Annotated in this window: 20 protein-coding genes; 13 read left to right on the top strand and 7 right to left on the bottom strand. The window is 59.3% G+C overall.

What is annotated here, in order from left to right:
- Window positions 1–7: 7 nt before the first annotated feature.
- Window positions 8–1,936 (bottom strand): ATP-dependent DNA helicase RecQ, encoded by a 1,929-nt coding sequence (locus I5961_RS01365; RefSeq protein WP_227234126.1) that lies wholly within the window; start codon window positions 1,934–1,936, stop codon window positions 8–10.
- Window positions 1,937–2,307: 371 nt separating this feature from the next.
- Window positions 2,308–2,811 carry a polysaccharide deacetylase gene (locus I5961_RS01360; protein WP_227234124.1) on the bottom strand — a complete coding sequence of 168 codons (504 nt, stop codon included), beginning with the start codon at window positions 2,809–2,811 and terminating at the stop codon, window positions 2,308–2,310.
- Window positions 2,812–3,115: 304 nt separating this feature from the next.
- On the opposite strand from I5961_RS01360, the gene I5961_RS01355 reads away from it, so the two are divergent.
- From I5961_RS01355 to nadS, 5 genes are all read left to right on the top strand, one after another.
- The gene (locus I5961_RS01355; RefSeq protein WP_085698016.1) at window positions 3,116–3,397 is read left to right on the top strand and encodes a hypothetical protein; all 282 of its coding nucleotides are present in this window, start codon (window positions 3,116–3,118) and stop codon (window positions 3,395–3,397) included.
- Between the two features lie 102 nt (window positions 3,398–3,499).
- On the top strand, window positions 3,500–4,627 hold the full coding sequence (locus tag I5961_RS01350; RefSeq protein WP_085698015.1) for a hypothetical protein: 1,128 nt from the start codon (window positions 3,500–3,502) through the stop codon (window positions 4,625–4,627).
- Window positions 4,628–4,974: 347 nt separating this feature from the next.
- On the top strand, window positions 4,975–5,274 hold the full coding sequence (locus tag I5961_RS01345; RefSeq protein WP_227234123.1) for a hypothetical protein: 300 nt from the start codon (window positions 4,975–4,977) through the stop codon (window positions 5,272–5,274).
- A 111-nt stretch (window positions 5,275–5,385) separates the two neighbouring features.
- Window positions 5,386–5,700 (top strand): type II toxin-antitoxin system RelE/ParE family toxin, encoded by a 315-nt coding sequence (locus tag I5961_RS01340; protein WP_011331970.1) that lies wholly within the window; start codon window positions 5,386–5,388, stop codon window positions 5,698–5,700.
- Window positions 5,701–5,702: 2 nt separating this feature from the next.
- Entirely contained in the window at window positions 5,703–5,990 is a 288-nt protein-coding gene (gene nadS, locus I5961_RS01335) for a NadS family protein (protein ID WP_041475108.1), read from the top strand.
- A 65-nt stretch (window positions 5,991–6,055) separates the two neighbouring features.
- On the opposite strand, the gene I5961_RS01330 is transcribed toward nadS, so the two are convergent.
- Both I5961_RS01330 and hslO read right to left on the bottom strand, forming a co-directional pair.
- Complete coding sequence (locus I5961_RS01330; RefSeq protein WP_085702732.1) at window positions 6,056–7,597, bottom strand: phosphoenolpyruvate carboxykinase; 1,542 nt, start codon at window positions 7,595–7,597, stop codon at window positions 6,056–6,058.
- 181 nt (window positions 7,598–7,778) lie between these two features.
- Entirely contained in the window at window positions 7,779–8,681 is a 903-nt protein-coding gene (gene hslO, locus I5961_RS01325) for an Hsp33 family molecular chaperone HslO (protein WP_227234121.1), read from the bottom strand.
- Window positions 8,682–8,785: 104 nt separating this feature from the next.
- On the opposite strand from hslO, the gene I5961_RS01320 reads away from it, so the two are divergent.
- Entirely contained in the window at window positions 8,786–9,586 is an 801-nt protein-coding gene (locus tag I5961_RS01320; RefSeq protein ID WP_085698009.1) for a phosphatase PAP2 family protein, read from the top strand.
- A gap of 65 nt (window positions 9,587–9,651) precedes the next feature.
- Here the strand turns inward: I5961_RS01320 and I5961_RS01315 are convergent, their stop codons facing one another.
- Window positions 9,652–10,059, bottom strand: coding sequence for an RNA-binding S4 domain-containing protein (locus tag I5961_RS01315; protein WP_085702734.1), 408 nt, complete (start codon window positions 10,057–10,059; stop codon window positions 9,652–9,654).
- 116 nt (window positions 10,060–10,175) lie between these two features.
- Here I5961_RS01315 and I5961_RS01310 point away from each other — a divergent pair, with 116 nt between their 5' ends.
- The 3 genes from I5961_RS01310 to rimK are packed head-to-tail and all read left to right on the top strand — an operon-like array spanning window position 10,176 to window position 12,353.
- The gene (locus I5961_RS01310) at window positions 10,176–10,955 is read left to right on the top strand and encodes an EAL domain-containing protein (protein ID WP_227235557.1); all 780 of its coding nucleotides are present in this window, start codon (window positions 10,176–10,178) and stop codon (window positions 10,953–10,955) included.
- Between the two features lie 49 nt (window positions 10,956–11,004).
- Window positions 11,005–11,451 carry an ATP-dependent zinc protease gene (locus I5961_RS01305; protein WP_170844915.1) on the top strand — a complete coding sequence of 149 codons (447 nt, stop codon included), beginning with the start codon at window positions 11,005–11,007 and terminating at the stop codon, window positions 11,449–11,451.
- Window positions 11,448–12,353: a 30S ribosomal protein S6--L-glutamate ligase gene (gene rimK, locus I5961_RS01300; RefSeq protein ID WP_065257794.1), complete on the top strand. Its 906-nt coding sequence runs from the start codon at window positions 11,448–11,450 to the stop codon at window positions 12,351–12,353. The genes I5961_RS01305 and rimK overlap by 4 nt, the downstream gene beginning before the upstream one ends.
- Window positions 12,354–12,388: 35 nt before the next feature.
- On the opposite strand, the gene I5961_RS01295 is transcribed toward rimK, so the two are convergent.
- Window positions 12,389–13,702, bottom strand: a complete 1,314-nt coding sequence (locus tag I5961_RS01295) for an ATP-binding protein (RefSeq protein WP_085698006.1) — start codon at window positions 13,700–13,702, stop codon at window positions 12,389–12,391.
- A 114-nt stretch (window positions 13,703–13,816) separates the two neighbouring features.
- Window positions 13,817–14,557, bottom strand: coding sequence for a two-component system response regulator OmpR (ompR, locus tag I5961_RS01290; RefSeq protein ID WP_007952694.1), 741 nt, complete (start codon window positions 14,555–14,557; stop codon window positions 13,817–13,819).
- A 360-nt stretch (window positions 14,558–14,917) separates the two neighbouring features.
- Here ompR and I5961_RS01285 point away from each other — a divergent pair, with 360 nt between their 5' ends.
- The 4 genes from I5961_RS01285 to tauA all read left to right on the top strand — a co-directional run bounded on the left by I5961_RS01285 (window position 14,918) and on the right by tauA (window position 20,771).
- Window positions 14,918–17,242: a Tex family protein gene (locus I5961_RS01285; protein WP_085698005.1), complete on the top strand. Its 2,325-nt coding sequence runs from the start codon at window positions 14,918–14,920 to the stop codon at window positions 17,240–17,242.
- A complete protein-coding gene (locus tag I5961_RS01280; protein WP_007952699.1) occupies window positions 17,242–17,625 on the top strand; it encodes a PaaI family thioesterase in 384 nt (127 codons plus the stop codon). Before I5961_RS01285 ends, I5961_RS01280 begins: the two co-directional genes overlap by 1 nt.
- 317 nt (window positions 17,626–17,942) lie before the next feature.
- Window positions 17,943–19,526, top strand: coding sequence for a glutamate--cysteine ligase (gene gshA / locus I5961_RS01275; RefSeq protein WP_227234120.1), 1,584 nt, complete (start codon window positions 17,943–17,945; stop codon window positions 19,524–19,526).
- A 267-nt stretch (window positions 19,527–19,793) separates the two neighbouring features.
- Window positions 19,794–20,771: a taurine ABC transporter substrate-binding protein gene (gene tauA / locus I5961_RS01270; RefSeq protein ID WP_227234118.1), complete on the top strand. Its 978-nt coding sequence runs from the start codon at window positions 19,794–19,796 to the stop codon at window positions 20,769–20,771.
- Window positions 20,772–20,773: the final 2 nt, after the last annotated feature.

Raw genomic sequence — 20,773 nt, 5'->3', positions numbered from 1 at the left:
CGAGAGCTCAGAGATGCGCCTGAGCCCAGGCCCTCACCTCGGCGTAGGGATATTCCTCCAGCGCCGCAAACCCGGAAATGGCCCGCGCCTTGAGCTTGGTAAACAACGGCACGCTGATGCCGCACAGGAACCGGGTAACCTGCTCCGCCGACGGAGTACTGCCAGCGTGCTGCTGATGCCTGTGGATAAAATCGCCACACAACGCCGCGAAATTTTTATCCACAAGCGCCGGCAATTCCGGAGGTGTCGGCAGCCGGGCGACTTGCCCGTGACACACCGAACAATGCCCGCACTGCTGCGGCGCATCGTGATCACCGAAATATTCGGCCAGCCGATAACCAAGGCATCGCTCGGTGGCGAACAGCTCGAGCATGGCGTGAATCCGCGCCACTTCGGTTTGCTCATGGCGGGTGAAATAGTCATGCAGTTCAGCGCTCAAGGCCTGGCTGTCGAAATCGCCGCGCAGGACGTTGTAGACCTCGGTCATCTGCTTGCTCTCAAGCTCGACCCAGCCCTTTTCCTGGAAATAATCCAGTGCCTTCACCACCCGATTGCGCTCGGCCGAATACTGCTCGTACATCGCCTCGAAATTCACCGTGGCCCAAGTACGCGCGCGGCTTGAGGTCTGGATGATCGCGGCAACGAAATCCCTGCGCTCGCCCTCGAAACGCTCAAGCAGCGCTTCGGGCTCCAGCAAGTACTTGAAACGGTATTCAGCGTAGTACGCGTAGCGCGGGGCAATCAGCCCTCGCAGTTCCAGCTGCACCAGCAACGTCTTCAAAGGCAACGAACGAATGTTGCTCTGATCCGCCAACGGCCCGAGCAGAAACTCCCATTGGCCTTCGGCTGCGGCGGCCTGCAACTCGTCCAACACATGGCGAATGCCATCCTGTTCCGGCGTGTCGCCGTACACAAAGTTTTCCAGCACGTTGAGGCTGTCGCGGTTGGCCAGCACCAGACAATCGGACGGCTGCCCGTCACGCCCGGCGCGACCGATTTCCTGGCTGTAGTTTTCGATGGATTTGGGCAGGTCGAAATGCACCACATTGCGGATGTCGCTCTTGTCGATACCCATGCCGAAGGCAATGGTGGCGACGATGCAATTGGACTGCCCGCTCATGAAGTGCTTCTGGATCGCGTCCCGTTGCTCATGGGGCAAACCGGCGTGATAAGCCTCGGCCTGAATGCCATTGCGCTCAAGATGTTCGGCAATCTGTTCGGCGGTTTTCTGCAGGGTGACGTAGACGATGCTCGGCTGACCCGCACGCTCGCTCATCCACTCCACCAGCCGGCGGCGCTTGTCCTGTCCACGCACCGGCTCGACCAGCAGATTGAGGTTTGGCCGATAGAAACCGGTGGTCACCACATCTTCTGCAGCGATGGCGAATTTCGCCTGCATGTCGGCGATGACTTTCGGTGTTGCCGTGGCGGTCAGCAGCAAGGTTTGCGGGATGTTGAACTGGCGCTGGTAGTCCGGCAGCTTGAGGTAGTCGGGGCGGAAATTGTGGCCCCACTCGGAGATGCAGTGCGCCTCGTCCACCACCAGCAGCGAGATCGGCACCTGCTGCAAAAAGTTGCGAAAGCGCTCGTTCTTCAAACGCTCCACGGAAATCATCAGGATCTTCAGTTCACCGGAACGGGCGCGAGCCATCACATCGTTGGCGTCTTCGCGGCTCTGCGCCGAATCGATGCTGCCTGCCGAAATCCCGTGCCGACGCAAGAACTCCAGCTGATCCTGCATCAACGCCAGCAGCGGCGAGACCACCAGCGTCAGGTGTGGCAGCAGGATTGCCGGCACCTGATAACAAAGGGACTTGCCGGAGCCGGTGGGAAAGATCGCAGCCGCCGAGCGCCCGGCGAGAACGGCGCTGATTGCCGCTTCTTGACCGGGACGAAACTGTGGATAACCGAAAACCTGTTCCAGGGTGTTGTGCATTCGCTGTCACTCCGTTGACCGCTGTGATGCCAACAGCCTAGCGGGCGATCGCAGCGCGTCGAGAAAGGTCGGGGGTCAAATCGATACGGGATGATACAGCGTGAAATGCCGAGTCACGGCTAGAAACAAACGAAACACTTTGTTCCTCGCCTGCATCGCCGTGGCGAGAGTAACGTCCGACATTCATCGCGCCAGGACGGCCGATACATCTAGAGACTCGCCAAGGAATGAATATGTCGAACCGTTTGAAATTGCTCTTCGCCCTTCTTGTCCAGAGCCTGTTACTGGGCGGGTGCCTGCCCTTTCCCGGCGAGCTTCCGCCACTCGCCAGCGTGGTGGCGGCGAGCCCCACGCCAACGGCTTAGCAGACTCTACGGCTGCAACACCGCCACTCGCAATTGCTCGTTCAACAGCTGCTCATGCACGCCCAGGCTTTTGCTGGCCCACAGTGCATGGGCCGGGCTGATATCACCGGTGAATGCCGCCGCCAGCTGACGCAGGTCGGCAACACTGCGCACCCGTGGGCAGAACGCTTGCTCGTCGCAGCTCTGACTGGCGTTGCGATAGGTGGCGAGCAGACGATCCCATAAACCCTCACGCACCTGACGGATTGACTTGAGCTGCGCATGTGGCACACCCAGGCGTTGTTTGAGTGCGGATTCATCCAGGCCTTCGCAGGCCAGCAGTGCCTTGCCGAACATCAACACTTCAGCGCGGGAAGCCGTGTCGATGCCGGCCTGGGTCGTGAGTGCGTCCGGCCAGTCCGTGCGCTCCACGTGCGCGAGCACCAGTCCATTGCCCGCCTCGGAGGCCAACGCCAAACGACATCCACCGGCCCAAAGCAAAATGATCGAGGCCATTCGTAGCCACTGCATACCTAATTCCCTTTAAGTCTGGGTCGGACGTCCGGAAACGCCCCACGGATTCTGGCGCGCACCATACAGATGTTTAACGGGAATCGCCCGCTAAACACGTAGGAAATCTCTCCACTCAGGGTTTGGCTGTGAAAAAGCCGTAAAACCGCGTAGGGAAAATGCCCGAACCCCGGAAAAACCCCTACGAATTCTGTCCATTGTGGCTGTCTTGTCCCATTCGAAGGAGCCCTTCTATAGTGGCCGGCGCGACTGAAAACTCTGTGTCGGCCCGCCGAAGCGACTTCGAAAAGGACACGCCTCAAACATGAACATTTCCACACCGCTGAATAATCGTTTTCGCCCTCTCAAGAGCTGCGACGGCAACAACCCGGTAATGGTCATCGACACCGAAGCAACACCGGTTGATTTACTCGATGCCGCCGATCTTCGGTTGCGCGCCGCCAGCGATCTTCTGGAAACTCTTTACTGCTTGTGTTTCAAACAGGCCGATGTAAAAGACATCCCCAACATCGTCAATGCGCTTTATTTATTGACGCAGGACGGCTGCGACTTATTGGAAGTTGCCAGGCAACGATTAAATAATTAGCGCTCGCGGACAAACTTACAAAGTTCGCAACAACCCACCACTTCCCTTACAGCAAAGTTCAGAACTAGCCTGTTCGCTCTTACATCAACCAAGAGCAATAACATGACTACGCTGACTATTTTCTTTTGCGGTACAGGTTCGACAAAGTTTGATGATACTCATGAAAACTATTGGAATGGAGAATTGGTCTCCACACTTGCGTCTCATCACACGGGGCGCGAGTTCGCCGAATGGATCGTCGTCGATGGCCCCGGTACCAGCAACCTGCAAGCTGATGATCTGTTCACCAAATCCAAGGACTACGGTCTCAGCGGAACTTTGTTCGGCAAGGGCTGGGAGGAGAACGTCCAACACGCGGTAAACATCATCAAGGGCCAATGTGACTGGCAGCGCGAGCAACTGACCGAAGCGGAATATAACCGCCTCAAAGCCGCCGGCATCCCGATTGAAGATGTAAAGGTCGAAGGTTCGTGGCTGTGGCGCAAATACAACTATGGCGATCGCAGCGTCACGCAACAGAAGTTACAGGAGCAGATTATTAAAACCTTCCGAAAGGGTGGTGTTATTCCAACAAAAGTCAATCTGGTGGGCTGGAGCCGCGGGGGTATCAGTTGTCACATGCTGGCCAATGTCATGTTCAAGGACAGTGCACTGAAAAACATTCCAGTGAATATCTTCGCCATTGACCCGGTGCCAGGTATTGGCAATTTTCAGGAACATCGGGTAAAGCTCAACAGCAACGTAAAAGAGTATGTGGGTTTCTACGCTCGGGATGAACGTTCCAAGGGCTTCAGTTGCGTCATCCCGCAAACCGCGACCGGAACCAAGACCAGCATCTTCCCGATGCCCGGCCGTCACGCCACCCTGGTGGGCAACGCCTCCGCCGATGGCAACAGTGGTCCAAAAGTGCTGGCCGAACCCGGCCTGATCGTGCGCCACTTTGCCGAGGTCTGCCTGAAACGCTGGGGCACCGTACTCGACAAAAACCTCAACCTCACCGATGCCGCCCTTCGCAACCACACCGCCGCCATCGTCAACGCGGCAGCGAAATACAAGGCCATGGAGAAGTGTTCCTACACCTGGTTCACCGAGCTGGATCAAGGCGAGCGCTACGTTTCGCTGGGCAGCAAAGGCGTTCCGTTCTCGACGGTGAAAGGCACGATCTATACCCCGGCGACCGGGCTGACCACGAGTGTGCTGGATATTGAGGCGTATCGATCGATTCGTTGAAAACCGTGATTGATCCGTAGGAACGGGCTGCACGAATCTGCATCCCGTTCCTACACGCAGCGGCGCCTTGTCTTCTATCGGCGCCAGTGGGCCGAAACCTATAGTTGTGACTGTCGCTGACAATTCAGCGACTCGGGCTTGGTCACCCGAATGGATCATGCATTCGCGTCCGCTGTATGCTGCCGGCACTCAATTGCCAGCAGCGTTATGGTGGCTGTGTTTGGGACGCTTTCGAGCGTGCCGGGTATGTGCATGATCCTCACCGGTTGACCAACCCGAACACAGTCGCCTCCAGTCGCTTGGTCACGATGTGGTGGCTTCATTCGAAGCAATTGAGGATCTAAAAAATGAAATCATGGAACGAGCTCCACTCCAATCGCTACCGCCCACTCGACTCCAATCTCACCGACACCAAGCCCCTCGTCATCGACACCGAAGCCAACCCGCAAGACATCCTCGAATGCGCCGTCCAGCGCCTGCGCGCCTCAAGCGACCTGCTGCAAACCCTCTACTGCCTCTGCTTCAAACACGCCGACGTTGAAGACATTCCTCACATCACCCACGCCCTTTACCTGCTGACCAAAGACGGGTTTGACCTGTTACAGGTCGCCCAGCAACGAATGCTCAACTGGAAAGCTCCAGTCTGAGGTTGAGTGATCAGATCGTTCCCATGTTCGACATGAGAACGATCACTTACCAGTCATCTACTCAAATCCCGCCAGCATTGCTGGAAGGTAAGCCAATGGCGTACATTTGCGATGATTTTTATTGAGACTCGGATCTTTACCCGTCGAGTAAAAGAGCTGCTGGACGATGACACTTACGCCGCTTTTCAGAAGCAACTGGTTGTAAGTCCCTCGATTGGCGATGTAATTGAAGGCACAGGCGGGATCCGAAAAACCCGAATCGCAGCGAAAGGACACGGCAAGCGAGGCGGAGCACGGGTTATCTACTACCACTTCGTTTCGGCATCACAAATCGGGTTATTGATGATCTACCCTAAAAATGAACAACACGATCTGTCCAGCGATGAGCGCAAAGCACTCAAGGTCTTGATCGAAAAATGGAGATGACCATGAGCAAATTTTTTGATGAGCTGATGGAAAGTGTGCAAGAGATGGACGAGATCGTACGAGGCGAGCGCACACCTTCTCGCGAATTCCACGTTGATGCTTTGCAGGTCAAAGAGATTCGTAAAGCTACCGGTTTGACCCAGGCCAAATTTGCGGCACTGATCGACGTCCAGCTCGGCACTCTACGAAATTGGGAACAGGGTCGTCGCGAGCCTACTGGGCCGGCAAAAGCTTTGCTCAAGGCCATTCATAACGACCCGGTTCATGTTTTGAATGCATTGGCCCATTGAGAAAATGAACGCCCACAAAAAAGCCGCCCACAAGAGGCGGCTTTTTCATTCACCAAAACCCAGTCTTACAACTTAGGCCCGGCAGCCTTGATCGCGTCGCTCACTTCGAACTTCTTGAAGTTCTCGATGAACAGACCGGCCAGTGCTTTGGCAGCTTCGTCGTACGCAGCCTTGTCAGCCCAGGTGTTGCGCGGGTTGAGCAGGTTGGTTTCGACGCCCGGTACAGCCAGTGGCACGTCCAGGTTGATGGTGTCCAGGTGCTCGGTGGCTGCGCCGATCAGCGCGCCGCTCTGGATCGCTGCGATCACCGCGCGGGTGGTCGGGATGTTGAAGCGTTTGCCGACGCCGTAGCCACCGCCGGTCCAGCCGGTGTTGACCAGGTAGACCTTGGAGCCGAAGCCGCGGATGCGCTTGATCAGCAGTTCAGCGTATTCGCCGGCCGGACGCGGGAAGAACGGTGCGCCGAAGCAGGTGGAGAAGGTCGACTTGATGCCGCTGCCCGAGCCCATTTCAGTCGAGCCCACCAGTGCGGTGTAGCCGGACAGGAAGTGATAGGCCGCTTGTTCTTCGTTGAGGATCGACACGGGTGGCAGGACGCCGGTCAGGTCGCAGGTCAGGAAGATTACAGCGTTTGGCTCACCGCCCAGGTTCTTCGCGGAACGCTTGGCAACGTGCTCCAGCGGGTAGGCCGCGCGGCTGTTCTGGGTCAGGCTGACATCGGCGTAGTCGGCGTGCTTGGCGTCGTCGATCACGACGTTTTCCAGCACCGCGCCGTGCTTGATGGCTTTCCAGATGACCGGCTCGTTCTTCTCGGACAAGTCGATGCACTTGGCGTAGCAGCCGCCTTCGATGTTGAAGACAACGCCTTCGCCCCAGCCGTGTTCGTCGTCACCGATCAGATAACGGCTTTCGTCGGCGGACAGGGTGGTCTTGCCGGTGCCCGACAGACCGAAGAACAGGGTCACGTCGCCTTCTTCGCCGATATTGGCAGCGCAGTGCATTGGCAGCACGTCAGCGGCCGGCAGCAGGAAGTTCTGCACGGAGAACATGGCTTTCTTCATTTCACCGGCGTAACGCATGCCGGCGATCAGCACTTTCTTCTGGGCGAAGTTGATGATCACGCAACCGTCGGAGTTGGTGCCGTCACGCTCTGGTACGCACTCGAAGTTGGCAACGTTCAGCACTTGCCACTCTTCGCGACCGGCCGGGTTGTACTGAGCCGGGTTGATGAACAGGCAACGACCGAACAGGTTCTGCCAGGCAGTCTGGGTGGTCATCTTCACAGCCAGGTAGTGATCTTCGGCCGCGCCTACATGCACGTGGGAAACGAAATGCTCTTGCGCGTTGTTGAATGCTTCAACACGAGCCCACAGCGCGTCGAACTTGTCGGCCGGGAACTTGCGGTTGATCGGGCCCCAGGCAATGGCAGCCTGGGTGGAAGGCTCTTCAACGATGAAACGGTCGACTGGCGAACGGCCGGTGCGGTGACCGGTGCGAACAACCAGAGCGCCGGTATCGGCAAGCTCGCCTTCACCGCGGTTCAGGGCTTCTTTTACCAGATCATCAACACTCAGATCGGTGTACACGGCGTTATTGGCTTGCGTCATGAGGTTCCCCGTCGGCCAGTGGCCGAGTGTGCTCCAAACGTTTTGTAGTAGAAAGTCGTGCACTACTACCGCGAAAAAAGTGGGCCGGATTATGCCAGAAAAGCCCAAAAAGAGTAGGGCCCTCCCGTCGTAACGGCGTTATTCCGTCGTTGAGCAGTGAATTTACCTGCGCTGAACCGTTTTAGTGCCGGGTCTCTGACGGCGTCTCGACGCCCGCGCCAGCGAACAATTGAGCGATATCTGCCGCATCGAACAGGTAGCGCTGGTTGCAGAACTGGCAATCGATCTCGACTTGTCCACCTTGCTCGGCAACAAGTGCCTGCGCATCTTCCAGACCCAGGCTGACCAGTGCATTGCCCGAACGCTCGCGGGAGCAGCTGCAGTGGAAGTGCAATTTCTGCACATCGAACAGACGAACCTGCTCTTCATGGTAGAGGCGATGCAGAATCGTTTCGTTGTCCAGGCTCAACAGTTCATCAGCGGTCAGGGTGTTGCCCAACGCGGTGATGTGCTGCCAGCTGGCGGCGCGTTCTTCTTCGTCTTTCAAGCGATCGGCCGGCAGTTGCTGCAGCAGCAGACCACGGGCACGACGACCATCGGCGCACAGCTTGAAGCGGGTGCCAACCTGCTGGGACATGACGAAATAGTTGGTGAAGCAGTCGGACAGGGTTTCGCCGTCGAGGTCGACGATGCCCTGATAGCGCTGGCCGACGATCGGGTCGACGGTCAAGGCCAGCACACCGTTGGGCATCAGTTCGCCGAGGGTGGCGTCGGCCGGAATCTGATCGGCGTGATAGCGCGCCAGGCCACGGATTTCGCGCTCGCTGGAGCACTCGATCATCAGCAGCGGGATCGGGCCTTCGGAACGGGCCTGAAGAATCAGCAAGCCATCGAATTTCAGGGTGCCCACCAGCAACGACGCGGCAGCCATCAGTTCGCCCAGCAATTGCGCAACCGGTTCCGGGTACGGGTGCTTGGCGAGCACTTCGGCATAGCTGCGCTCCAGCGACACCAGTTCGCCGCGAGTGTCGCTGTCATCGAAGATGAAGCGTTGGGTGTAATCGGTATCGAGGAAATCGGTCATAGGTCTGGGTATCTGAATGTGATGACAAAATGGTTACAAAGGATGAAAATTCCGCGCTTCTGGCATCCTTCTTGATGCCGATGTTCAGCCACGGGAGGCATTTTATGAACAATCCGGGTTTGTTCCAATCAAGGTGGAACCTCGGCCGGCTGGTTCTGTGCAACATCGTGCCATTGGCACTGTTGGCTTTCTGGTTATGGCCTACGGGTCAGATGCTGTGTGTGATTTTCGACGAGTGGCTGTTCCGCTCACTCAACGCACCGCTGGCCAGCAACCCCATATGGCTCCACATCTGGGCAATTGCAAGTCTGCGACCGTTCGACATCGTCGTCGGCCTGATTCTGCTGATGCTGCTGATCAAGGGCGACTGGGTGTTCAGGGCGATTGACGTGCGTCGCGCCTTTTTCGGATTTTTCTCGATCCTGCTGTTGATGGTGGTGATCCGCGCGCTGTTTTCCAAGTTCGCCGATCACATGGACTGGCAACACAGCAGCCCGTCGATGGTGCTCGAAGGCGCGGTGCATATCAGCGATTACTTCCCGCATCTGGAGAAGACCTGGGAACTGAAGGATCGCTCGAGCCAGAGCTTCCCCGGTGACCACGCTTCGGTGTTGCTGATCTGGGCGCTGTTCATGGGCGTGTTCAGCCGCACGGTCGGCCAGTTCGCAGTGATCTGGGGCCTGGCGCTGCTGTTCATGCTGCCGCGTCTGGTCGCCGGTGCCCATTGGGGCCAGGACGATTACATCGGCGGCATGCTGCTGGCGGTGTGGGCACTGGGCTGGGGTTACTACACGCCATTTGCTTATCACGCGGCGAACTTCTGGTTGAAGGTCACGTCGCCGGTTTTCCGGCTGCTGGGCAAACTGCCGGTGATTTCGCGGATGAGTGTGGTGTCCGCGCAGTAATCAAATGGCTGAAAAAAACGCAGCCGCCGGCGGGTCTTGAACCCAGTCCGGCAGGCTGCGTTTTTTTATTCGCCGCTACTGTTCCCACGAAATTTAAACAGATCCCGACGCTGCTTCTTGCTCGGTTTACCGTCAGTGGTCACGCCCAGGGCGCCGGCCTTGCGCATCGCAGCAGCCGATTCACGTTTGGCAATACTCGCCTCGGTCTCGGCATACAGCGTCTGCGCCTCAGGTGCGCCGCGACGCACGATCGACAAGGCCTGAACCACAACGGTCTTCTCGTCGAAGCCGGTGCGAATCTCGAACTCATCACCAATGCGTGGTTCTTTGCCAGGTTTGCAGCGCTCTCCCCGACAATGCACTTTGCCGCTCTCGATGGCAGCCTTGGCCAACGCGCGGGTCTTGAAAAAACGCGCAGCCCACAACCACTTGTCGAGACGGACCTTGTCGTCCTCTTCCTGTTTTTGCGCCATATGAATTCCTCGTTCAGCCAGTAGTCGGAACTGTACTACCGATTCTGTCGGGCGCAAGAATCCGGCCCTCCAGATAAACTGTGATCTTCGCCGGTTCAACGGCATGGAGTGATCGAGTGACCAAATTTCCGTCTTCATTGACCTCACCCAAATCCGGGTGCGCGGGCTGCCAGCAAAGCGAACCGCTGGGCTTCGATTTTTCCTTCGCCTATCAGCCCATCGTGGATCTGCGTGACGAGTCGGTGTACGCCTACGAGGCACTGGTTCGTGGTGTGGCCGGTGAAGGCGCTTTAACCGTGCTGGATCAGGTTACGGAAGATAATCGCTACCGTTTCGACCAGCTCTGCCGGACTCGCGCCATCGAAGGCGCAGCCGGACTAAATATGCAGACACACTTGTCGATCAACTTCATGCCCAACGCCGTCTATCGTCCAGAGTTATGCATTCGCAGCACCCTGGAGGCTGCCAGGAAACACAATTTCCCGATCGACCGGCTGATTTTCGAAACCCTGGAAAGCGAGCACGTAGATAACTATCGCCATTTGACTAATATTCTGCGTGAATACCGCGAATTCGGCTTCAAGACGGCCATCGACGATTTCGGTGCCGGTTATTCGGGGCTCAATCTGCTGGCCGATTTCCAACCGGATCTGATCAAACTCGACATGTCGCTGATCCGCGATATCGACCGTGACCGTGTTCGTCAGGCTATCGTTCGGGGGATTGTCACAATCTGTGCGGAGTTGAACGTTACAGTCATCGCCGAAGGCATAGAGAGTGCGGGGGAACGGGATTTCCTGGCGGACTGCGGAATATTTCTGATGCAGGGTTTCTGGTTCGCCAGGCCCGCATTCAAAGCGTTGGCTCAGGTGTCCCCTGAAGCGTGGACGCGTTAATCGTTGGTTTTTTCCTTTGAAGACATTTGACCATTTGACCGTTATCGGTCTGCGCGAGTGGGTGGCGCTTCCGGATCTGGGAGTCGCCGGCCTTCGGGCAAAAATCGATACCGGCGCCAGCACCTCCAGCCTGCATGCCACCGACATCGAGCCGTTCGAACGCGACGGTGAGAAGTGGGTGCGCTTCACCGCGCACCTGGGCACCGTCGTGCAGTTGCGCCATCGGCGATGCGAAGCGCCGCTGGTCGCCCGCAAGACCATCAAGAGCTCCAATGGCCAGGCCCAGGTCCGCTACGTGATCAGCACCACGCTGGCCCTGGGTGACAGGGTCTGGCCGATCGAGTTCACCCTCGCCTGCCGCAAGTCCATGCGCTATCGCCTGTTGCTCGGTTCCAAAGCCCTGATCGACGGCCAGCTGGTGGTCAATCCGGGCATCAAATATGTACAAGACAAGCCGGTGTTCCCGGTATCTACCTCCTCCACAGGTGTTGCATGAAGATCGCTGTGCTGTCGCGAAATCCGCGTCTGTATTCCACCCGCCGTCTGGTCGAAGCCGGAACCGAACGCGGGCATGAAATGGTGGTGATCGACACCTTGCGCGCCTATATGAACATTGCCAGCCACAAGCCGCAGATCCACTACCGCGGCAAGCCGCTGGAGGGTTTCGATGCAGTGATCCCGCGGATCGGCGCTTCGGTAACGTTTTATGGCTGCGCAGTGTTGCGCCAGTTTGAAATGATGGGGGTGTTTCCGCTCAACGAATCGGTGGCCATCGCCCGCTCCCGGGACAAGCTGCGTTCGCTGCAATTGCTGTCGCGCCGGGGCATCGGCCTGCCGGTGACCGGGTTCGCCCACTCGCCGGATGACATTCCCGACCTGATCGACATGGTCAACGGCGCGCCGCTGGTGATCAAGGTGCTGGAAGGCACCCAGGGAATCGGCGTGGTGTTGTGTGAAACCGCGACGGCGGCAGAGTCGGTGATCGAGGCGTTCATGGGCCTGAAGCAGAACATCATGGTGCAGGAATACATCAAGGAAGCCGGCGGCGCGGACATCCGCTGCTTCGTGGTCGGCGACAAGGTGATCGCGGCGATGAAGCGTCAGGCCAAGCCCGGCGAGTTCCGCTCCAACCTGCACCGGGGCGGCAGCGCCAGCCTGATCAAAATCACCCCGGAAGAACGCATGACTGCGCTGCGTGCAGCCAAGGTCATGGGGCTGACGGTGGCGGGTGTGGATATTCTGCGTTCCAACCACGGGCCGCTGGTGATGGAAGTGAATTCGTCACCGGGTCTGGAAGGGATCGAAACCACCACGGGCAAAAACGTGGCGGGGATCATCATCGAGCACCTTGAGAAGAATGGCGGGCCGAACATGACCCGCACAAAAGGCAAGGGTTGAACCTTGAATCAGGCGGCCGCAAGGCCGCCTGAAACTTAAACCGCGTCTCGCGGCAGCATCAATCCCAATGGCAACCGGACCCGCGCCTCCAGCCCGCCACCGGAGCGGTTGCGCAACTCGACATTGCCGCCGTGCATCGAAGCAATCCGCTTCACAATCGCCAGTCCCAGCCCGGTGCCCTTGCCGCCCCGCGCACGATCGCCACGGGTGAACGGGTTGAAGATCGCCTCAAGCTCGGAAGGATCGATCCCCGCACCCCGATCCATTACGCTCAGCACCACGTACGGCGCACTGGTGTCTCCGGAGACATAGGCCGCGACGTCCACGCTGCCGCCGGCATGATTCAAGGCGTTGCCGATCAGGTTGTTCAGCAAACGCTTCATCGACACCCGACGCAGCGGGAACGGCTGGATCGGCTCCAGGCGCAGGCGTACTTTCTCTTCACTCTGGTTGAAGGGCGCCGCCACTTCACGCACCAGATCGCTGAGATCCACTTCCTCCACCGACTCGTCCCGGCCATCGCGAATGAATGCGAGGAACTGGTCGAGGATCGCGTCCATGTCTTCGATGTCTCGGACCATGTCCTCGGTCAGGTCGGTGCGGTCGCCCATCAACTCCAGTGACAGCCGCAAACGGGTCAGCGGTGTGCGCAAGTCATGGGATACCCCCGCGAGCATCAGCTCACGCTCGCGACCGGCCTGCTCGACGTCTTCGGCCATCTGGTTGAAGGCACGATAAACCTCGGCCATTTCGCTGGGGGTATCGCTGATCGGCAGGCGCACGCTACGGCCCTGGCCGAGTTGCCGGGCAGCATAAACCAGACGTTTCAACGGTTGGTTGAGCTGGCTGACGAAAATCCACGCCGACGCCGTGGACAGCAAACCGATCGCCAGGAACCAGCCAAGCACGTTCCAGATTTTCTGGCCGCGCAGCGGGTGTGGATACAGCGGGACTTTCAGCCAACCATCGCCGAGACTCGGCGCGCGAACCCACAAGGCCGGCGGCGAGTGCATGCGCAAGCGCACTTCGGTGTCGGCGCCCAGCTCCGCCTGCATCTGCCGCTGGTAGATTTCGCTGTACGGCCAGTGCTGTTCACCTTCCGGCACACCGGCACCAACCACCCGGATCAGGGTCGCGGCATCAGCGATTTTCGCGCGGTTTTCTTCGTCGGCCGCCCAGTAGGCACGCAGCGTCAGGGCGACGCCGTGGCTGTATTGCCGATCCACCAGCACGTCCTCGTTCATCAACAGATAAACCAGAGTCAGTGCCTTGGAAAACAATACGACGATGAGCACCAGCCACAGGGTGCGGGAGAAGAAACTTTGGGGGAACCAGACGGGGGTTTTCATGGATAAGCGCTACACACTTGCAGGAGCGAGCAATGCTCGCATATTGCGGATTGCGAGTCTGCGCGGACGGCGTTTCCGACCTTTTCCCGCAGACCCGCTCCTACAAATCACCCATCACTTGGTGGAGTTGCCATCCGGCACGAACACGTAGCCGACACCCCAGACGGTCTGGATGTAACGCGGTTTGGACGGATCAGGTTCGATCATCCGGCGCAGACGGGAAATCTGCACGTCGATGGAACGCTCCAGAGCATCCCACTCGCGGCCACGGGCCAGGTTCATCAGTTTGTCGCGAGTCAGTGGCTGGCGGGCATTCATCACCAGAGCCTTGAGTACCGCAAACTCACCGGTGGTGAGCATGTGCACTTCGTCGCCGCGCTTGAGTTCGCGGGTGGCCAGGGACAGCACGTAATCGCCAAACGTGACGTTTTCTTCTTCACTGCCCGGCGCGCCCGGCACCGGTGCCGCCTGGCGGCGCAATACGGCTTTGACGCGAGCCATCAGCTCGTCCGGGTTGAACGGCTTGGCCAGGTAGTCGTCGGCGCCCAGTTCCAGACCCTTGATACGGCTCAGCTCGTCGCCCTTGGCGGTGAGCATGATGATCGGAATCTGATTGTTCGCACCGCGCAGGCGGCGGCAAGCGGTGAGGCCGTCTTCGCCCGGCAGCATCAGGTCGAGGACGACCAGGTTGAACACTTCACGCGACAGCAGACGATCCATCTGCTCGGTATTCGGTACGGCGCGGGCACGGTAGCCCTTGCTGACGAAAAAGCGTTCCAGCAGGCTGCTCAGCCCCGGATCGTCGTCAACGATGAGAATTTTTTCGCCTTCAGCAGTTTGTGCAGTGCTGCTCATTGGATGCTCCTTTTAGCTCGGCGCGCATTATGGCGTAGCTGCCGTTATACGCACCGTGTGCATTGTTAGCAGATTTTTCCTTCACTGCCAGAAAACCGGGGCTTGTGCCTACAGACTGCGTCGCCCCCGAATGACAGAACGCTGGTTATAATGCGCGGCCTTTTGTGTCAGGCAACGTCTGAATCGTTACCGCAGGTGGCCGCCCCTTATTTTCATGGGCGCCGCAGTAATTGTTCGATTTCACGGGTCAATGGGATGCCTTTTGACCCAGGCAGCGGCCAGCTTCAAGCCGCCCCACCAGACTCCGGGCCTTTATTTACGCGCCTGCGAGCCTGCTTTCACAATTTGTCAGGTGGTTTTATGGACAGCATCAACAGCCGCATCGCCGAGGAACTCGGCGTACGCCCACAACAGGTCGAAGCGGCCGTCGCGCTACTCGATGAAGGCTCTACCGTTCCCTTCATCGCCCGTTACCGGAAAGAAGTGACCGGCAGCCTCGATGACACTCAACTGCGTCATCTGGAAGAGCGTCTGCGCTACCTGCGAGAACTCGACGAACGGCGCATCAGCATTCTTTCCAGCATTCAGGAGCAGGGCAAACTCACCCCTGAGCTGGAGCGCGAAATCAAACTCGCCGACACCAAGACCCGCCTCGAAGACTTGTACCTGCCGTACAAACAGAAGCGCCGTACCAAGGGCCAGATCGCCCTGGAAGCCGGCCTCGGCGAGCTGGCCGACGGGCTGTTCAACGATCCGAACCTGGCCCCGGAAACCGAAGCAGCGCGCTTCATCGACGCCGAAAAAGGCGTGGCGGACATCAAGGCTGCGCTGGAAGGCGCCAAGTACATCCTCATGGAGCGTTTCGCCGAAGACGCCAACCTGCTGGAAAAACTGCGCAACTATTTGAAGCAGGAAGCCACCCTCAGTGCCCGCGTGATCGCCGGCAAGGAGGAGGAAGGCGCCAAGTTCCGCGATTACTTCGAACACGACGAACCGCTCAAAGGCGTGCCGTCGCACCGCGCGCTGGCGATTTTCCGTGGCCGCAACGAAGGCATCCTCAGCTGCGCGCTGAAAGTCGGCGAAGAACTGCCGGGCACCCTGCACCCGTGCGAAGGCATGATCGGCCAGCACGTCGGCATTCAGAACCAGAACCGGCCGGCCGACAAATGGCTGGGTGAAGTGGTGCGCTGGACCTGGAAGGTCAAGCTCTACACTCACCTGGAAACCGACCTGCTGGGCGAGTTGCGCGACGGCGCCGAAACCGAAGCGATCAACGTGTTCGCTCACAACCTGCACGACCTGCTGCTGGCCGCCCCGGCCGGGCCGCGCGCCACCCTGGGCCTCGACCCGGGCCTGCGTACCGGTTGCAAGGTTGCGGTGGTCGACTCCACCGGCAAGCTGCTGGATCACACCACGGTTTACCCGCACGTGCCGCACAACAAATGGGATCAGACCATCGCCATCCTGGCCGCCCTGTGCGCCAAGCACTCGGTCGACCTGATCGCCATCGGCAACGGCACCGCCAGCCGTGAAACCGACAAGCTGGCGATCGAGCTGATCAAAAAATACCCGGCGATGAAAATGACCAAAGTCATGGTGTCCGAGGCGGGCGCGTCGGTGTATTCGGCCTCGGAGCTGGCAGCCAAGGAATTCCCGGATCTGGACGTATCGATCCGTGGCGCCGTGTCGATCGCCCGTCGCTTGCAGGATCCGCTGGCCGAACTGGTGAAGATCGATCCGAAATCCATCGGTGTCGGCCAGTACCAGCATGACGTGTCGCAGCTGAAACTGGCGCGCGGCCTGGACGCCGTGGTCGAGGACTGCGTGAACGCCGTGGGTGTGGACGTGAACACCGCGTCCGTGGCGCTGCTCGCGCGGATCTCCGGCCTCAACGCGACCCTGGCGCAGAACATCGTGACTCACCGTGACGAGCACGGCGCGTTCAAGACCCGCGCTGCGTTGAAGAAAGTCGCGCGTCTGGGCGAGAAAACCTTCGAACAGGCCGCCGGCTTCCTGCGCGTGATGAACGGCGACAATCCGCTGGATTCCTCGGCCGTTCACCCGGAAGCCTATCCGCTGGTGCAACGCATCGCCGCTGAAACCGACCGCGACATCCGCTCGCTGATCGGCGACGCCGCGTTCCTCAAGCGCCTGGATCCGAAGAAGTTCACCGACGAGACCTTCGGTCTGCCCACCGTCACCGACATCCTGCAGGAACTGGAAAAGCCGGGCCGCGACCCGCGTCCGGAGTTCAAGACCGCCGAGTTCCAGGAAGGCGTCGAGGACTTGAAGGACCTGCAACTGGGGATGATCCTCGAAGGCGTGGTGACCAACGTCACCGCGTTCGGTGCGTTCGTCGATATCGGCGTGCACCAGGACGGTCTGGTACACATTTCGGCGCTGTCGGAGAAATTCATCAAGGATCCGCGCGAAGCGGTGAAGGCCGGTGATGTGGTGAAAGTGAAGGTCATGGAAGTCGACATCCCGCGCAAACGCGTCGGCCTGTCGATGCGCATGAGCGACACCCCGGGCGAGAAGATCGACGGTGCCCGTGGCTCGCGTCCGGGCTCGGCACCACGCCAGTCGCAGGGTTCGGCGCCACGCAAGGAAAGCACCCCGGCTGCTCCGGTGAATAACGCGATGGCGTCGTTGTTTGCCAACGCCAAGCAGTTGAAGAAACGCTGATGGACATTCCGGCCGGGCTCGTCGAGAGCGCGTTTTTCAAGCTGTTGGGCTGCCGCCTGCACAGCCTGGAAACCGGGGTGGCGCAAGTCGCCCTGGCGCTGGAACCCGAACTGCGCAACCGCGGCGGCAAGCTGCACGGCGGCGCGCTGTTCAGTCTGGTGGATATCGCCATGGGGCTGGCCTGTTCCAGCACCCACGGCTTTGACCAGCAGAGCGCGACCATCGAGTGCAAGATCAACTACATCCGCGCCGTCTCCGAAGGCGAGGTGATGTGCACGGCACGGGTGATCCACCCGGGACGGCGCACGCTGGTGGTCGAGGCCGATGTGATGCAGGGCGACAAACTGGTCGCAAAAGCGCAAGGCACGTTCGCTGTCCTGTAGATGTTGTTCATCATTTTGAGTTAATTTCGGCGCTGTGATCGCAGCGTCGAGCTTTTCTGTAGGAGCGGGCTTGCCCGCGAAAGCGGTGTGTCAGACAAGTTGATACTGGCTGATACGCCCCATTCGCGGGCAAGTCCGCTCCCACAGGGACTGCGTAATCTTCGCGTGCATCGGCCAGATTCAGGGAGTGAAGTTGGCGTTTCAACGGGGGCTTCAGAGCCCGAAAAACCAGGCGAAAACGCCAGTTTCAACTTCACCCTTGTAGACCGTCCTGCCCACCCCCATATTGGGGCGACTGACGCGTGAAGGAATCCAAATTGAGCGAACTTCTCAACCGCCGCCTGGCTCTGCTCGGCGAGCGCGCTAACCTCTCTCTGCTTGAGCAGTGCCTTCACGGTATCGAACGTGAATGCCTGCGCGTGACCGGCGAAGGCCGCCTGGCCCAAACCCCGCACCCTGAAGCCCTGGGTTCCGCGCTGACCAACGAACAGATCACGACCGACTATTCCGAGTCGCTGCTGGAGTTCATCACGCCCGCCCTGCCAGACCCTGCCGACACGCTGGCGAGCCTGGAAAAGATTCATCGCTTCGCCTACAGCAAGCTCGGCAACGAGTACCTGTGGAGTCCATCGATGCCGTGCCCGTTGCCGGCCGAGGAAGACATCCCGATCGCCTATTACGGCACCTCCAACATCGGTCAGCTCAAGTACGTCTATCGCAAGGGCCTGGCCCTGCGTTACGGCAAGACCATGCAGTGCATCGCCGGGATTCACTACAACTTCTCCCTGCCGGAAAAGCTCTGGCCGTTGCTGAAAGAAGCCGAAGGCTTCGTCGGCACCGACCGGGATTTCCAGTCATCGTCCTATATCGCGCTGATCCGTAATTTCCGCCGCTACAGCTGGCTGCTGATGTACCTGTTCGGTGCCTCGCCGGCGCTGGACGCCGGTTTCCTGCGCGGTCGTCCGCATCAGTTGGAACAACTGGATCCGGACACCCTGTACCTGCCTTACGCCACCAGCCTGCGCATGAGTGACCTCGGTTACCAGAGCAACGCCCAGGCCGGCCTGACCCCGTGCTACAACGACCTGGCGAGCTACACCGACAGCCTGCGCAAAGCAGTGGCCACGCCGTACGCGCCGTATGTCGAAGTCGGCACGCACCAGGATGGCGAGTGGGTGCAACTGAACACCAACATCCTGCAGATCGAAAACGAGTACTACTCGAACATCCGCCCGAAACGCGTGACCTACACCGGCGAGCGGCCGATCCAGGCCTTGATGTCTCGTGGCATTCAGTACGTCGAAGTGCGCTGCCTGGACATCAACCCGTTCCTGCCGATGGGCATCGACCTCACCGAGTCGCGCTTCCTCGACGCGTTCCTGCTGTACTGCGCACTCAACGAAAGCCCGCTGCTGACCAACAACTCCTGCGGCAACGCCACCTCCAACTTCCTCAGCGTGGTCAAGGAAGGTCGCCGTCCGGGCCTGCAATTGCAGCGCGACGGTCAACCGGTCGAGCTGAAGGAATGGGCCGCCGAACTGCTGGAAAAAATCGCTCCGCTGGCGGCGCTGCTGGATCAAAGCCACGGCGGCGATGCCCACAGCAAGGCGCTCGATGCGCAGTTGGCGAAGGTCAAGGATTCGTCCCTGACGCCTTCGGCCCAGGTGCTGGCGGCGATGGCCACGCACAAGGAAAGCTTCGCGCAATTCTCCCTGCGCCAGAGCCAGGCCCACGCCGAATTCTTCCGCAGCGAGCCGTTGGCGGCTGAAGAACAAGCGCGGTTCGAAGAACTGGCGCGGTCTTCGCTGGCGCAACAGGCTGAGCTGGAACAGAACGAGGTTGGCGATTTCGACGTGTTTGTCGGTGCGTATCAGGCGAGCATTCTGGCGATCAGCAACTGATCGTTTGTCTTTTATTGTTGATCGTTCCCACGCTCTGCGTGGGAATGCCTCAAGGGACGCTCTGCGTCCCAGTGACGCAGAGCGTCACGAGCTGAATTCCCACGCAGAGCGTGGGAACTATCAACCGTCTGCGCGGGAACTATCACGTTCTTTCCCTTAGATTTTTCCGCTCATAAGCTCATTCTAAAAAGTTATTTATTTTTAGTTTCTTAGATCATTTAGTCTCCTTTCACGCCGACGTTCGGTCGCCTGATATGGAGCTTTTCAATGAAACTGAATTTCCCGTTTCGCCTGCTGGCCGTGGCCTCTCTGGCTGCCGCGAGTTTCCTGGCTCAGGCCGCCGACCTCACCGTCGCCTACCAGACCACCGTTGACCCGGCGAAAGTTGCCCAGGCCGATGGCGCCTACGAGAAAGCCACCAAGGCCGACATCAACTGGCGCAAATTCGATAACGGTGCCGACATCATCGCCGCCATCGCGTCCGGCGACGTGCAGATCGGCTACCTCGGTTCCAGCCCGCTGACCGCGGCGATCACCCGCAAGGTCCCGGTGGAAACCTTCCTCATCGCCACCCAGATCGGCGCCGCCGAAGCACTGGTCGCCCGCGACGGCTCCGGCATCAAAACCCCGCAGGATCTGGTCGGCAAGAAAATCGCCGTGCCGTTCGTGTCCACCGGTCACTACAGCCTGCTCGCCGCACTGAAGCACTGGAACATCGACCCGTCGAAAGTCACCGTCCTCAACCTCGCCCCGCCAGCGATCATTGCCGCGTGGAAACGCGGTGACATCGACGCCACCTATGTTTGGGATCCGGCGCTGGGTGTGGCCAAGGAAAACGGCAAAGTGCTGATCACTTCCGGCGAACTGGCCAAGTTCGGTGCGCCGACCTTCGACGCCTGGATCGTGCGCAAGGACTTCGCCGAGAAGCACCCGGAAATCGTCACCGCATTCGCCAAGGTCACCCTCGACGCCTACGCCGACTACCGCAAGGATCCGAAAGCCTGGCTGGCCAATCAGAGCAACGTCGACAAGCTGGTGAAGCTCTCGGGCGCCAAGGCCGGCGACATTCCATTGCTGCTGCAGGGCAACGTCTACCCGCTGGCGGCGGATCAGGTCAGCGACCTCGGCGCACCGACCACCAAAGCCATCACCGACACCGCCGCGTTCCTCAAGGAGCAAGGCAAGGTCGAAGCGGTACTGCCGGACTACGCGCCGTACGTCAGCGCCAAGTACATCACCAACTGATC

This window comes from Pseudomonas sp. IAC-BECa141, from assembly GCF_020544405.1.
Taxonomy (GTDB): Bacteria; Pseudomonadota; Gammaproteobacteria; order Pseudomonadales; family Pseudomonadaceae; genus Aquipseudomonas.
Note: the sequence above shows the minus strand (reverse complement) of the source record. Positions and strands in the feature narration are given on the sequence as shown.

Coding starts and splice junctions, on each gene's coding strand:
- hslO (WP_227234121.1), bottom strand. CDS start 8,681: ATGACCGATTTCCTCGATACCGATTACACCCAACGCTTCATCTTCGAT.
- I5961_RS01315 (WP_085702734.1), bottom strand. CDS start 10,059: ATGGCGCAAAAACAGGAAGAGGACGACAAGGTCCGTCTCGACAAGTGG.
- I5961_RS01365 (WP_227234126.1), bottom strand. CDS start 1,936: ATGCACAACACCCTGGAACAGGTTTTCGGTTATCCACAGTTTCGTCCC.
- I5961_RS01285 (WP_085698005.1), top strand. CDS start 14,918: ATGGACAGCATCAACAGCCGCATCGCCGAGGAACTCGGCGTACGCCCA.
- I5961_RS01280 (WP_007952699.1), top strand. CDS start 17,242: ATGGACATTCCGGCCGGGCTCGTCGAGAGCGCGTTTTTCAAGCTGTTG.
- I5961_RS01350 (WP_085698015.1), top strand. CDS start 3,500: ATGACTACGCTGACTATTTTCTTTTGCGGTACAGGTTCGACAAAGTTT.
- I5961_RS01340 (WP_011331970.1), top strand. CDS start 5,386: ATGATTTTTATTGAGACTCGGATCTTTACCCGTCGAGTAAAAGAGCTG.
- I5961_RS01330 (WP_085702732.1), bottom strand. CDS start 7,597: ATGACGCAAGCCAATAACGCCGTGTACACCGATCTGAGTGTTGATGAT.
- nadS (WP_041475108.1), top strand. CDS start 5,703: ATGAGCAAATTTTTTGATGAGCTGATGGAAAGTGTGCAAGAGATGGAC.
- I5961_RS01320 (WP_085698009.1), top strand. CDS start 8,786: ATGAACAATCCGGGTTTGTTCCAATCAAGGTGGAACCTCGGCCGGCTG.
- I5961_RS01360 (WP_227234124.1), bottom strand. CDS start 2,811: ATGCAGTGGCTACGAATGGCCTCGATCATTTTGCTTTGGGCCGGTGGA.
- ompR (WP_007952694.1), bottom strand. CDS start 14,557: ATGAGCAGCACTGCACAAACTGCTGAAGGCGAAAAAATTCTCATCGTT.
- tauA (WP_227234118.1), top strand. CDS start 19,794: ATGAAACTGAATTTCCCGTTTCGCCTGCTGGCCGTGGCCTCTCTGGCT.
- I5961_RS01345 (WP_227234123.1), top strand. CDS start 4,975: ATGAAATCATGGAACGAGCTCCACTCCAATCGCTACCGCCCACTCGAC.
- rimK (WP_065257794.1), top strand. CDS start 11,448: ATGAAGATCGCTGTGCTGTCGCGAAATCCGCGTCTGTATTCCACCCGC.
- I5961_RS01355 (WP_085698016.1), top strand. CDS start 3,116: ATGAACATTTCCACACCGCTGAATAATCGTTTTCGCCCTCTCAAGAGC.
- I5961_RS01295 (WP_085698006.1), bottom strand. CDS start 13,702: ATGAAAACCCCCGTCTGGTTCCCCCAAAGTTTCTTCTCCCGCACCCTG.